Raw genomic sequence first — 12,766 nt, 5'->3', positions numbered from 1 at the left:
CCGGTCGCGACGACCGGGTCGGTCACATCCAGAGCAACTGGGCGTGGCGGGTACCGTCGAGGTCGAGGACGTTCTCCTCGTCGACGAACCCGTGTTCGATGGCCAGCGCCACGGCGTCGGTGCCGACGATGTTCGCGGTCGAGCAACGCGAGAGGCTGTCGACGACTTCCTCCTCGGTCGCCTCCTCGCCGTCGTAGAAGTCGGGTTCGACTGTCAGCGAGACGCTCCCGTTCTCGTAGGTCTCGCCCAGGTCTTCCGGGTCACAGACCGAGACGAGCAGCCCCTCGTCGGTGTCGCGCTCGTTGAGCAGCATCGCCTACTCCATCATCTCCGCTTCGGCCTGCTGGCGGAGTTCGTCGGCCTCTTCGGCCAGTTCCTCGGCGCGTTCGTCCTCGCCGAGCTCTTCGAGGGCGCGGGCCTTCTCTTCGATGATCTCGGCGTTGCGGAACCCGAGGCGGATGGCGTTGTCGAAGGCGTTGCGGGCGTCCTCGGCGAGACCGCGTTCGAGCAGGAAGAAACCGCGGTTGTACCAGCCCTGCGCGAACCGCGGGTCGATCTCGACGGCGCGCTCGGCGTGTTCCAGTGCCTGCTCCGTGCGGCCGGAGTTCCAGAAGGCGAAGGCGAGGTTGGTCTCGGCCGTCGCGGCGTGCTCGGAGTCGTCGTCGATGGAAAGCGCCTCGCGATAGGCGCCGATGGCGGCGTCCCACTCCTCCAGTTCGGCGTGGGCGGCGCCCTTGTTCGTCCAGGCCTCCTGTTCGATCCGCTCGTCCTCGGCGAAGCGAGCGGTCCGTTCGAGGGCGTCGGTGGCCTGCTCGTAGCGGTTGATGCCGATGTAACTCAGCCCGACGTCGAGCAGTTCCTCGGCGTCGACCTCGTTCGCGGCGATGTTCCGCTCGTCGAGTTCGTCCGCGAGGACGCGCGAGTCGACGGGGTCGACCTGGTCTGGGTCGACCTCGAACTCCGGCGGATCGATGTCGAACCCCTCGTAGGGGTCGCCGAATCCCTGCCCCGAAGAGAACTCGTGGTCGTCCCGGTCGTCGGTCATACCAGCGGATATGCGAGGAAGATGGATAAGGGCTACGTCACAGTCGTTCCCCGCCGGCGTTCGACCCGGCAGACGACTAGTCGTCCGTCTCGGCCCCTCGCTCGGCGTCAGACTCGTCGTCCGGTTCCAGATCGGGGCCTGATCCCGACCGGCTGCGGTCTTCCAACTGGACGGCGGTGCTCACGAGGAGATAGCCGAGTGCGACGACGACGGCGAGCGTTCCGTCGTACTGGTAGTCGCTGATCGGTCGGAGCGCCGGGACTACTGTCAGGATGAGGACTGCCGTACAGCGGCGGAGGGTGCGGCGGAGGGCGGCGGGGTCGTCCATGCGTGCCGATGACCCCGGTCGGAGGGTAAGTGTGGCGGTCAACTCTCCCGGGAGCTGCACTAGAAGTCGTCCAGGGTCGTCCGCTGGACGTCGCCGCCGTCCGAGCGGACTTCGGTCTCGCCGGTGTCGTCGGCGAACTGGCCGCCGTCGGGCCGGAACTCGCCGAGGGAGGCCTGCGAGGCGGCGGCGAGCACGTCCTTGCTGGTCTGCCAGGATTCGCGGGCACAGGGCGGTAGAGCGTCGTGTTCGGCGACGTAGGATTCGAGGAACTCGCGGGTAGTCCCGTCGCCGGGGTAGCCGCTGCCGAGCGGGCCGTACTCGTCGGCGAGGGCGTCGACGTGGGCGTCGCGGGCGACCTTGGCGACGATGCTGGCCGCGCCGACGACGGGGTACGTCTCGTCGGCGCCGTGTTCGGCCCGTAGGTCCAGCGCCGGGTCGGCGGCGTCCTCGACGCGGCGCTCGAAGCGGACGGCGTTGGTGTCGCCGGCGTCGACGTAGCCCGAATGGGACTCGTCGGGGTCGAGGGGTTCGTCGGCGGCCTCGACGAGCGCGTCGACCGCTTCGGCGTGGGCGGCGACGGTCAGCGAGTTCATGTCCGTCTCCGCGTCGTCGATGCGGTCGACGGGTATCTCTGCGACGCCGACGGTGCCCACCTCGCGGATGGTCGCGGCGAGTTCCTCGCGCCGGGCGGGGGCGATCCCCTTGGAGTCGCCGACGTCGTCGGGCAGGTCGGCGGGGTCGACGGCGACCGCCGCCGCGAACATCGAGCCCAACACCGGCCCCTTGCCGGCCTCGTCGACGCCGAACTCGTACATGGCGGCGCCTTGTGCCTACTCCTATTTAAACCGTCGCGGTCGAGACGCCGGTCGTCTGACGCGCGTCTGCCGTCTCGGGGCCGCTTCCGGCCGGTCTGCCGGGTCGGGTGGGCCGATCGACGCCTCAGATTCCGGTCGATCGCCGGGTCGCAGTGAATCACCGACTGGCGCGCGCCGGGGTCAGTCAGTCCGCGCGTCGAGGCGGCGGGCCAGCCCCCAGCCGATGGCTTCCATCCCGGCGTCGCCCGGGTGGAGCACGTCGGCGGTGTAGCCGGAGACGTCCGTCAGGTCGGTGCCCTCGATGACGAACAGGTCCGGATGGTCGACCTCATTGACGATCTCGCCCAGCGCCGTCCGGTAGGCTTCGGCGCGGTCGGCGTCGCCGTCCTCGACGACGTCCGGGTAGAACGGGAACAGCGTGATACAGGCGATCGGTTTGTCCGGGTGGGCCTCCGCGATGGTCTCGACGAAGGTCTGCGCCCGCTCGCGGAACTCCTCCACCGAGAACCCCTGGTTGGCCATGTTGATCGACAGCGCGAGCGTCGCCACGTCCCAGTCGTCCCGCTCGGCGATGTACTCCGCCATCGCGCGGTCGCAGTAGGCCGACCCCGAACAGCCGAAGTTCAGTGCGTCCCACTCCAGCGCGCGTGCGACCCGCGAGACGTAGTTGAGGTGGGTCGCCGAGGCCGCGGCGCCCTCGGTGATGGAGGTGCCGTAGGCGAGATAGCGCGTGTCGGGCAGTTCCTCGGCGGCGGGCGGGCGACAGTCGCCGGTCACGTCGTGGACGGCGACTGCCGGCGTGCGCTCGAAGCAGATCCGGCAGACGCGCGGGTCGAACCGGCCGGTCGCGTCGGTGTCGAGGTCCCGGAGGCGCTCGGGGACCGAGAGCGTGAGCGTCTCCGGTTCGGGACCGATGTCGGTGGGTTGCCACGGCTGGAACCCGCCCCAGAAGACGCGGACCTGTCCCGGTTCGGCGGCCGAGAGCGTCACCTCGATCTCGGCGTCGTCGCGCTCCGGCACGAACCGGAGTTCGCTCCCGGTGGCGTGGCGGACGCGCTCGTCCGCCATCTCGTTCAACTCCGCGGCGACCCCCGCGGGGAGCCGGTGTAACCGGTCCCCGCCGCTGGCCCACTCCGCCGGCACCGTCTCGGCCACGTTGTGCAGCGAGACGGACGGATATTCCGCTATCGTCATGTGAACTGATTGGTGGGTCGAACGGCGCCGGGATGACTCTACTGGATCCGGTCGGTACCACCTCGAATCCGTGAGCGACGGCTACGCTTCGCCCGCTTCCTCGTCGCCGTCGCGGAAGAACTCCGGTTTCGCGAACGGCTCGTCCTCGCCCTGCACGTCGAGCACGTCGAGCGCCGTCACCTCGGCGTCGACGCCGAGCAACCCGGCGAGGCTCGGCTCGGTGCGGCCCTCGTCGCTGGAGACGAGTTCCTTCACGTAGAGGCCGCCCTCGCCGTGGAGTTCGACCGTCGCGTGGCGCTCGTCGGTCAGTTCGCCGTCGATCTCGTACACGTCGCGGGTCCGCTCGATGTCCGCGCGGCGGTGGTCGACGCGCTGGGGAGTGCGCTGTTCGATCGTCGCCCCTTCCAGTTCCTCCAGCGCCGCATCGAAGGCGTCGGCGTCCACGTCGCCCTCGAACTCGATGTCCATCCGGTAGGTCTTGCTCGCGTCGAGTTCCTTGACGCGTTCGACCATCTGGTAGGTCGCCTGCCGCAGGTCGGTCACCTCGACCTTGCCGTCGGCGAACTCGTTGATCTCCGGCTGGAGCGCCTCGGCGTCGACGGTCCGCTGGCGCGGCTCGTCGATCTCGATGACGAACGGGCGGCCGCCCTCCAGCATCAGCGCGTCGACGTCCTCGCGGCCGGCGCCGTGGAACGTCGCCGACCCGCCGTCCATGGCCTCCTCGACGACCGGCGCGGTGAGTTGCTCGACGCTCTCGTCGTAGCGGTAGCCCGAGCCGTCGCAGCCCTCGCAGATCTCCCCCCGATTCAGGCCGGTGCCGTTGCAGTCGGAGCAGGGCCACTTCGTCTGCGGGATGTCGCGTTCGAGCTTGCGGTAGCGGCCGTAGACGAACGCGGAGTTGACCTGCGCGTCGACGGTGTCGTCGCCGAGATTGAGCGTGACCTGCACGTCCGGGCGCTGGAACTCCACCTCGCTGTCGGTCTCGCGGCCGAAGCGCTTGCCGACCTCCCGGTTGAGTTCGGTCTTGAGCGCCTCGCCCGCGTCGTCGTCCAGCCCGAGGTCCTCTCGGAGGAGCGCGTCGTTCTCCTCGAACAGCGGGGGGACGCGCGTCCCGACCTGGAAGGTCTCGAAGTCGTACTCCCGGACGGCGTAGGCCGCTCGCTCGGCCCACTCCTGGGCGCGTTCCTCGGTCGATTCGCCCTCGCAGACCCAGCAGGGCTCGTCGGGGTCGAGGTCGGCGACGGGACGGTCGTCGGCGAGCGCGGCAGCGACGCGGAGGCTCCGGCCGCGCTCGCGGTTGGTGAGGCCGAAGCTCCGGTCGGCGACGAGCCGGCCGAGACAGGGGTCACAGAGCGGCCCCGTCTCGACGGCCCGCCGGGCTAGATCGAGAACGTCGTCGGTCATGAGAATGGGTGGGCGACGGGCGCGTAATTCCCTTTCGAAGCGTTGCCGCGCGGATGCGTCGCCACCGGTTCAAATCGATCGTCCGCCGTCTGTCGCGGAGTCTATCGGCGTCCCGTCGGTCAACCGCTGGTCGGAAGGCGGCAGTCCGCCGTCGGACGCGCCGTTCATCGTCACCACGCGCTGGGGAAACGGAATCTCGATGCCCTCGGCCTGGAACGCCCGGTAGACGGCCTTGTTCAGCCGGTGGGTCGCGCGGCCGCGCAGGACGGGCGCGGGGATCCAGCAGAGCAACTCCACGTCGAGCCCGGACTCGCCGAACCCGCGGAACCGGACGCGCGGCTCTGGTTCGTCGAGCACGACGTCCTCTGCGGCCGCAACGGCGTGCAGCGTCTCCTCGACGTGGTCGACGTCGCTGCCGTAGGCGACGCCGACGGAGACGCGGACGCGGCGCTCGCGCTCGGGCGAGGACTCGTTGGTGATCGTCGCGGTGTTGAGCACGGAGTTGGGGACGGTCACGAGGAGGTCGTCGCGGGTCCGCAGGACGGTCGACCGGATGGAGATGTCCTCGACGCGGCCGCGCTCGCCGGATTCGAGGACGACGAAGTCGCCCACCTTGTACGTCCCGTCGGCGTACAGCGCGATGGAGCCGAAGAGGTTGGCGATGGTGTCCCGCGCGGCGAGACCGACGACGATGCCGACCAGCCCGGCCGATGCTAAAAGCGGCGTGACGTCCACCCGCCAGTACCAGAGTACGAGAAACGCGCTGGCGCCCAGCAGGACGGCCGACCAGACGTTCTGGAAGATGGGCGCCATCCGGTTGCCGACCCTGTCGTCGCTGGTCAGCTCGGCGGAGACGCCCCGCCCCATCCGCGCCAGCTGGACCGCCCAGACGACGGTGATCAGCGTCATCGTCGCCGCGTGCGACGGGTCGACCCACGCGGGCACGTCGACGAGGAGTCGCACGCCCAGGTACAGCCCCGCGATGACCACCGACACGTACAGCGCCGGGTGGACGCTCCGGAAGACGATCGAATCCACGTCGCCAGGGATCTGTCGGGTGAGCCGCCTGATCGCGAGGTCGCCGCCGACCTGGATGAGCCGCGCGGAGAGGAGGGAGACGCCGACGACGACGAGGACGCCCTGCCAGCGCGGCAGCGCCACCACCGCCGCCCAGAGGCCGGCCGCGAGATCCGTTTGCATGCGAGTAGTAGCCGGGTAACGGCGATAAGCGTGCCGTTTAGCCGCACGAGTGGGAGAACGCATTCGTGCCCGCCCTGAACACGATTCGATCCGAATGCCCTTTACCGTGAAACGTTCCCTGTTCTCCCATGGATACGCAGGCGACGCTGTTGGCGCTGCTGGTCGGCCTCGTGCAGGGCGTGCTGGAGTGGCTGCCGGTGTCGAGCGAGGGCGGCGTGGCGCTGGTCGTCGCGCTCGCGACCGGCGAATCGGCGTTCGACGCCACGCGGTTCGCGCTCTTTCTCCACGTCGGAACGTCGGTCGCCGCGCTCGCGTTCTACCGCGACGACGTGTTCGACCTCACCAGCGGTATCCCCTCCTGGCGGCCGCGCGACGCGTTCGGCGCCGACCGCGCCGACCTGACGTTCTACGGCGTCGCGACGCTCGTCTCGGGCGTCGTCGGCCTCTCCATCTACGCCGCGCTGTCCGAGGTCGGATCGGAACTCGCAGGCGGCGCGTTCGTCGCGGCCATCGGCGTCCTGCTGGTCGGAACCGGCCTCGTCCAGCGGGCCGCCGACCGCTGGGGACTGGGCGAGCGCGACACGCCCGACGCCGTCGACGCGGTGCTCGTCGGCCTCTGTCAGGGCCTCGCGCTCCTGCCGGGCGTCTCCCGATCCGGGACGACGGTGAGCGCGCTCCTCCTCCGCGGTCACGAGGGCGAGCGCGCGCTGCAACTATCCTTCCTCCTCTCTATCCCGGCCTCGCTGGGCGCGGGTCTGCTCGTCGTCCTCGACGACGGCGTGCCGACTATCCCGATCCCGCAGGCGCTGCTCGCGCTCGGCATCAGCGCCGTCGTCGGCTACCTCACCGTCGGGGCGCTGGTCGCGCTGGTCCGCCGCATCGCCTTCTGGGCCGTCTGCATCGGGTTCGGCGCGCTGGCGGTCTTCGGCGGCGGGCTGCTCGTCGCGATGGAAAACGGCTGGATCGCGGTCGCATAGAGTCCGGCCGCCGGTCGGTTCCGGCGCCGGGAGAAGCGTAGGAGGTGGGCCAAACTGGCGTCAGCGGGACCGCGTCCGTCGCGGTGATACGTCGGTTTCGGTTCGCTCGCGCCTGTTACGTGCCGTCAGTTCGGTCGTGATTCTCCGTTCGCGTCACTTCGCCGAGGCCCGCTGCTCGACGCGCAGCCGGTCGTGGGCCCGCCGCGAGAGCGGAACCGTGACGACCCGCCGCGCTCGGACGGCGACAGCGGCAACCGCGAGGCCGACGCCAAGCGCGGGCTGGGCGACGACCGCGACCAGCGCGACCGTCACCAGCATGGCGGCCAGACTCACGACGAGGACCTGGCCGATGCCGTAGGCGGCGAGGGGAGCCGATACCGCAGTCGAACCGCGTGAACTGTGTTGCATCTCTATCTAGTCGTAGGGGCCATCGCCCCATAAGCATAATCTGAAATACATTTCTGTAGGGCGAGATACTGAAACGCAGTCCTGTAAACGTGTTGTCTGGATATCTCTCAGACCGAACTGGATCGGGAGCATTCGACCTGTGCACATGTAGCGAAACATGTATCGGACGACCGACTGTACCAGCAGGTATGGCGACGGACGAAACGCCCGAGGAGACGAAAGTCAGCGACCGGGGGATGGTCACGATTCCGGCGTCGCTGCGCCGCCGACTCGATATCGAGGCCGGCGACAAACTACGCTGGGACGTCGACGAATCGGGACAGCTCGTGGTCGAAGTCGTCCGCCAGCGATACGGCGCGTTCGAAGACGACGATCTGAAGGCCGACCTCGGCGGAGACAGCAACGAGACACACGACCTCGGTGGGAACGAACGCGACTCCGCCTTTTCGGAGCGCATCTGATGGCGATCGCGGTCATCGATTCCAACGTCCTGATCGACTACAAAGACACAGGGGCCGGAAGTCGCCACGAACGGGCCGAAGCCATCGTTCAGGCCGTCGATCGGGGCGATCTGCCGACAGTGAGGGTTACGAACTACGTACTGCTGGAGACCCTGAACTGGATCCACGAACGCAAGCGCCACGATATCGCTGTCGACCTCCGGCATCGACTTTCGGAGTCTGCAGGGTTCGAACTGATACACTCCGCACAGGCGGATTTCCATCGGGCAGCCGAATTGTTCGAAACGTACGACGGACTCGCGTTCGGCGATGCGACTATCGCCGCGTACATGGAGCGCACGGCGATCGAGTATCTCTACTCCTTCGACGACGATTTCGACGCTCTCGACGACATTACACGGCTGGAGACGGCAGAAAATCCGTTCGGGGGACAGTGAAGCTATCCGGCGCCCGGTCGTTGCTCTGGCTGCGCCGCCCAGCGACGTGCCAGACGAATTTATATACGTCGGGCCATCAACGTCCGGTAGTCACGGCATGAGCGGGGACGAAACCAAACTCGTGGACACGTCCGGGGACTACGCGTTCGTCGTCCGGGACGGGCAGCCGGTCGACGCGCCCCAGTGGCGCTCCTCGCGGCTGGTCCTCACCAGCAAGCGCCTCGTCCTCGCCGAGGCCGACGGCAACAAGTCGTTCCCCCACCGTGCCATCGAACTTGTCGACGACGGGGACGACGTCGTCCCCGATGACTTCCCGGCCGAGGGCGCGACCGCCATCCGCGCCGGCGACCACGTCCTGCTGGTCGACGCGCCCGACGTCGACGCCTTCGACAGGGAGTACTGCCGCGCCGCGCTCGACGCAGAGGTCATCCTCGTCAAACACCCGGCCGTCGTCGGCGGCGTCGTCCAGGACACCGAGTGGTCGAAGGCCCGCTTTCGCTTCGCCGACGACGAAGTCAAACTCGCGCTCCCCGGCGGGCAGACGACGTCCTTCGCCGTCGAGGACGTGGGCACCGTCGAGACCGCCTCACAGGGTGTGATGGGAGCCCAGCGGCAAGTCGTCAAGCTCGAACACACCGACGAGGAGGGTCGCAGCGTCGAGACGCACTTCTCCGGCACCGGCGCCCACTGCCGCGCGCTCGCCCATCTCTTCGAGGCCGTCGTCTCCGACCGCCAGACCGACGAGTACGAGCTCACCGACACCGAGAACCAGGTACTGATGGCGCTGTACTCCGGCGTCTCTCCCTTCGAGATGGCCGATTTCGTCGGCATCAGCGTCGACGAGGTCGAGGAGATCTACCAGAAACTGCTGGAGATGGACGCCGTCGACGAGGTCCGCGTGCGCACCGAGGTGTCGCTGAACGCCCACGGGCGCAACCTCGCCAGCGAGGCGATGAGCGAGCAGTGACCGGCACGCGGACTCACACTCGTCACTCGTCGTCGACGCTCACGCACGATCCGGACTCGGCCGACCGGTAGACCGCGTCCATGACTCGCTGGACAGTCAGCGCTTCTTCGAGCGTCCCCGTCTTCGGCGGCTCGCCGCTGGCAACTGCGTTCAGGAACCGCTCGTCGCTACCTTCCCAGCCGGTACGGTCGAGCGCTCCGGCAGTCAACTCGGTCTCCATGACGTGGTCGGTCCCCTGGCGGCCGGACTCGATCAGCGACAGTTCTTCGCCGCCGAGATCGAGTCGGGCGCCCGCGTCGGTCCCGCGGGCGACGAACTCCTGGGTGTCGGTCTGGTTGGCGGCCCAGGCGACTTCCAGCGAGATCGTCCGGTCGTCCGCACATCGGATCATCGCCGTTGCGGAGTCCTCGACGTCGAAGACGGCCTCCTCGGTGGCGTCGTACCAGTCGCCGGGGTCGGCGTACTCCTCGCGGTCGCCGAACTCGGTGCGGGTGACCGCGAACACCTCCTCGACCGGCGGGAAGTCCATGAGGTAGAGCGCGAAGTCGATGGCGTGGACGCCGATGTCGACCACCGCACCGCCGCCCGACAGCTCCTCGTTGGTGAACCACGAGCCGACGCCGGGGATGCCCCGCGAGCGGACGTAGTTGGCCTGGACGTGCGTGACGTCGCCGAACCGTTCGTCGTCGCGGTAGCCCCGGAACACCTCCGCGGCGGTCGAGATCCGGTTGTGGAAGTTCACCGCGCAGAAGCCGTCGGACTCGCGGGCCGCCGTGGCGATGCGCTCGGCGGCCGCCAGATCGTCGGCGAGTGGCTTCTCGCAGAACACGTCGTAGCCGCGTTCGAGGGCGCCGACGACGGCCTCCTCGTGGAACGCGTTCGGTGTGGAGACGACGACCGCGTCCAGCTGTTCCGTGTCGTACATCTCCGCGGCGTCCTCGTAGGTATTTGCCCCGTACGAGCGGGCGAATTCCTCGCGGCTGTCCGGGACGACGTCCGTGCCGGCGACCACCTCGTGGCCGAGGTCGACCGCGTTGCTCGCGTGGGTCTGTCCCATGAAGCCGAGTCCGACGACGCCGAGGCGAACCGGATCGAGTCCGTCGCTCATACGTATCCACTCGCCTCGATGGAGGATGAGTGTTTGGCCCGCCCCCGTTGTGACGCCGCCGCTCGGTTGCCGCTCCGGCGGGGGCGGCCGATTATCGGATCCGGAAATCGGCCCGCAACCCCTTTTGCGGACGCCGGGGTAGCTCAGACAGCGCGACCGATCCCCGAGAATGAGCAACTCCGAGAAGAAGGTGACCGACGTGCAGGGCCGGTACATGCAGGCCGTCGCCGACGGTCACCAGCGCGACGACGCGACCTGGCAGTCGTGTCGGATCGTCCTGACGACGGAGCGACTGGTACTCGTCTCCGAGGGCAAGCTGACGATCCCGCTCGGCGACGTCGACGAGATCGGCGTCCGCGCCGACGTCAACCAGCGCGCCGCCGGGGTCGCCAGCTACCTCGGGCTCACCGTCGGCGACGACGTCGTCCTCGTCTCCGCGGCCGAACACGGCGAGTTCGAGACCGACTTCTACCACGCCTGTCTCGACGGGCAGATCCTCTACGTCGACCACCCGGCCGTCGAGGGCGGGGTCGTTCAGGGCACCGACTGGACGAAAGCCCGCATCCGCATCACCGACGAAGACATTCGACTCGCGCTCGCCAACGGCGAGCGGGTGGTCATCGAGCGCAACGACATCGGCGAGGTCGAGGAGGACGAACGCCAGGCGGCCGGCGACGAGCGCACGGTCATCGAGGTCGAACACAGCGAGGGGGAGATCAGCGTCGAGACGCACGTGACCGGCGACGAGTACGACCTGTCGGTCCTTCGGCAGGTGCTCGAAGAGGGCGTCGAGCGCAACCGCGCGGACATCGACCTCGGGCCGGTCGAGAAGCAAGTCGTCATGGCGCTGCACTCGGGCGTCTCGCCGTTTGAGATCCCCGAGTTCGTCGGGAGCGAGGTCGAAGACATCGAGGAGATCTTCGACCGCCTCATCGAACTCGACGTCATCGAAGTCGTCCGCGAGCGGACGGAAGTCGAGATGACCGCCCGCGGCCGCTCCGTCGCCGGCGACACGATGGGCGAGCAGTGACGGCCCCGCTCCCGGCTTGTGCCGTTCTGTGAGAGTACGACTGGACTCTCGCGGTCGAACAGTGGCAGAAATGCGGCCCGAGAGGAGACGCATGTCATCTCTCTCGCCCAGAAAGTTGAAAGTGGCTGGCGACGACGAGCAGATATGAGCATTGACACCGCGGTGGTCCTCGCGGCCGGGGAGGGGACGCGCTTGCGTCCGCTGACCCGAAACCGGCCCAAACCCATGCTACCAGCGGCCAACCGGCCGATACTGGAGTACGTCTTCGACGCGCTGGTCGCGGCCGACGTGCGCCGGATCGTCGTCGTCGTGGGGTACAAGCGCGACCGCGTGCGCGACCACTTCGGCCCGACGTACAAGGACGTCGACGTGACCTACGTCACCCAGCACAAGCAACTGGGTAGCGGGCACGCCCTGCTGCAGGCTCGCGAGGCCGTCGACGGACCGACGCTGGTCGTCAACGGCGACCGCGTCATCGACGCCAACATCGTCCGCGACGTGGTCCGGGAGTTCGACCGGAGTGGCGAGCCGTCGATGGCCGTCCTCGAACGGCCGGAGACGAGCCAGTACGGCGCGGTCGTCCTCCACGAGGGCGACGTCTCGGAACTCGTAGAGAAGCCCGACACCGACGAGTACCGACTCATCAACGCCGGCGTCTACGCCTTCGAGCAGTCCGTCTTCGAGGCCATCGACGAGACCGACCGCTCGGACGGCGAACTCGCCCTGACCGATACCATCGGGCGCTTGATGGACGACGGCCGGGTCCGCGGGGTCCGTACCGAAGGGATGTGGGTCGACGCGACCTATCCGTGGGATCTCCTGGCCGTCGCCGACGAGGTGCTCGCGCGGGGACACGTCGACGAGCCCGCCCGCGGCGACGGGGTCTGGGTCGACGAGGCGGCGACTGTCCACGACTCGGCCGTCCTTCAGGGCCCGGTCGTGGTCGGCCCCGACTGCGAGATCGGCGCGGGCGCTGTCGTCGGCCCGAACGCCGCCCTCAGCCAGAACGTCACCGTCGGCGCGAACGCGACCGTGCGCAACTCCGTGTTCGACACCGACACGCGCGTCGCGTCGGGATCGACAGTCATCGACGCCGTGACCGGTCAGGACGTGACGCTCGGCGCGGGGACGGTCGTCCCCGGCGGGCCGGCGGACGTCCGGGTCGGTCGCGAGGTGTTCGAGGACCAGCGGCTGGGCGCGGTCATCGCCGACCGCGTGACCGCCGAGGGCGACGCCAGCTTCGCGCCCGGCACGCTCGTCGGGCCGCGCGCTCACATCGGGACGAGCGTCCGCGCGAGCGGCACCGTCGCCGAGGGCGCGGAGGTGGTGCGATGAGCGGACCGCGAGCGGACGCCTGGCAAGCGGACTCACGGGATGCGGACACGCGGGAGG

General features: G+C 68.8%; 15 protein-coding genes. 6 read left to right on the top strand and 9 right to left on the bottom strand.

The window, feature by feature from the left end:
- Nucleotides 1–22: 22 nt before the first annotated feature.
- The 7 genes from AB2U09_RS02835 to AB2U09_RS02805 all read right to left on the bottom strand — a co-directional run bounded on the left by AB2U09_RS02835 (nt 23) and on the right by AB2U09_RS02805 (nt 5,986).
- Entirely contained in the window at nt 23–313 is a 291-nt protein-coding gene (locus tag AB2U09_RS02835; RefSeq protein ID WP_459191176.1) for a DUF424 domain-containing protein, read from the bottom strand.
- Between the two features lie 3 nt (nt 314–316).
- Nucleotides 317–1,045 (bottom strand): tetratricopeptide repeat protein, encoded by a 729-nt coding sequence (locus AB2U09_RS02830; RefSeq protein WP_459191175.1) that lies wholly within the window; start codon nt 1,043–1,045, stop codon nt 317–319.
- Between the two features lie 76 nt (nt 1,046–1,121).
- The gene (locus AB2U09_RS02825) at nt 1,122–1,373 is read right to left on the bottom strand and encodes a hypothetical protein (RefSeq protein ID WP_459191174.1); all 252 of its coding nucleotides are present in this window, start codon (nt 1,371–1,373) and stop codon (nt 1,122–1,124) included.
- Between the two features lie 59 nt (nt 1,374–1,432).
- The gene (gene rnhB / locus AB2U09_RS02820; protein ID WP_459191173.1) at nt 1,433–2,188 is read right to left on the bottom strand and encodes a ribonuclease HII; all 756 of its coding nucleotides are present in this window, start codon (nt 2,186–2,188) and stop codon (nt 1,433–1,435) included.
- A 180-nt stretch (nt 2,189–2,368) separates the two neighbouring features.
- Complete coding sequence (locus AB2U09_RS02815; RefSeq protein ID WP_459191172.1) at nt 2,369–3,382, bottom strand: SGNH/GDSL hydrolase family protein; 1,014 nt, start codon at nt 3,380–3,382, stop codon at nt 2,369–2,371.
- Between the two features lie 81 nt (nt 3,383–3,463).
- Nucleotides 3,464–4,786, bottom strand: coding sequence for a tRNA pseudouridine(54/55) synthase Pus10 (locus tag AB2U09_RS02810; RefSeq protein WP_459191171.1), 1,323 nt, complete (start codon nt 4,784–4,786; stop codon nt 3,464–3,466).
- A 69-nt stretch (nt 4,787–4,855) separates the two neighbouring features.
- Nucleotides 4,856–5,986, bottom strand: a complete 1,131-nt coding sequence (locus AB2U09_RS02805) for a mechanosensitive ion channel family protein (protein ID WP_459191170.1) — start codon at nt 5,984–5,986, stop codon at nt 4,856–4,858.
- Between the two features lie 128 nt (nt 5,987–6,114).
- Between AB2U09_RS02805 and AB2U09_RS02800 the strand changes: the two genes are divergently transcribed.
- Complete coding sequence (locus AB2U09_RS02800; RefSeq protein WP_459191169.1) at nt 6,115–6,963, top strand: undecaprenyl-diphosphate phosphatase; 849 nt, start codon at nt 6,115–6,117, stop codon at nt 6,961–6,963.
- A gap of 153 nt (nt 6,964–7,116) precedes the next feature.
- On the opposite strand, the gene AB2U09_RS02795 is transcribed toward AB2U09_RS02800, so the two are convergent.
- Nucleotides 7,117–7,371, bottom strand: a complete 255-nt coding sequence (locus AB2U09_RS02795) for a hypothetical protein (RefSeq protein ID WP_459191168.1) — start codon at nt 7,369–7,371, stop codon at nt 7,117–7,119.
- 188 nt (nt 7,372–7,559) lie between these two features.
- Here AB2U09_RS02795 and AB2U09_RS02790 point away from each other — a divergent pair, with 188 nt between their 5' ends.
- From AB2U09_RS02790 to AB2U09_RS02780, 3 genes are all read left to right on the top strand, one after another.
- Nucleotides 7,560–7,832, top strand: coding sequence for an AbrB/MazE/SpoVT family DNA-binding domain-containing protein (locus AB2U09_RS02790; protein WP_459191167.1), 273 nt, complete (start codon nt 7,560–7,562; stop codon nt 7,830–7,832).
- Nucleotides 7,832–8,269 (top strand): type II toxin-antitoxin system VapC family toxin, encoded by a 438-nt coding sequence (locus AB2U09_RS02785; protein ID WP_459191166.1) that lies wholly within the window; start codon nt 7,832–7,834, stop codon nt 8,267–8,269. Before AB2U09_RS02790 ends, AB2U09_RS02785 begins: the two co-directional genes overlap by 1 nt.
- A 97-nt stretch (nt 8,270–8,366) precedes the next feature.
- Nucleotides 8,367–9,236, top strand: a complete 870-nt coding sequence (locus AB2U09_RS02780) for a CheF family chemotaxis protein (RefSeq protein ID WP_459191165.1) — start codon at nt 8,367–8,369, stop codon at nt 9,234–9,236.
- Between the two features lie 22 nt (nt 9,237–9,258).
- Here AB2U09_RS02780 and AB2U09_RS02775 read toward each other — a convergent pair whose 3' ends face one another.
- Complete coding sequence (locus AB2U09_RS02775) at nt 9,259–10,344, bottom strand: Gfo/Idh/MocA family protein (protein WP_459191164.1); 1,086 nt, start codon at nt 10,342–10,344, stop codon at nt 9,259–9,261.
- Between the two features lie 169 nt (nt 10,345–10,513).
- Between AB2U09_RS02775 and AB2U09_RS02770 the strand changes: the two genes are divergently transcribed.
- Both AB2U09_RS02770 and glmU read left to right on the top strand, forming a co-directional pair.
- On the top strand, nt 10,514–11,374 hold the full coding sequence (locus AB2U09_RS02770) for a CheF family chemotaxis protein (protein WP_459191163.1): 861 nt from the start codon (nt 10,514–10,516) through the stop codon (nt 11,372–11,374).
- A 144-nt stretch (nt 11,375–11,518) separates the two neighbouring features.
- Nucleotides 11,519–12,709 (top strand): bifunctional sugar-1-phosphate nucleotidylyltransferase/acetyltransferase, encoded by a 1,191-nt coding sequence (gene glmU / locus AB2U09_RS02765; RefSeq protein ID WP_459191162.1) that lies wholly within the window; start codon nt 11,519–11,521, stop codon nt 12,707–12,709.
- Nucleotides 12,710–12,766 lie beyond the last annotated feature (57 nt).

It is taken from the genome of Halosimplex yunnanense, from assembly GCF_054504345.1.
Note: the sequence above shows the minus strand (reverse complement) of the source record. Positions and strands in the feature narration are given on the sequence as shown.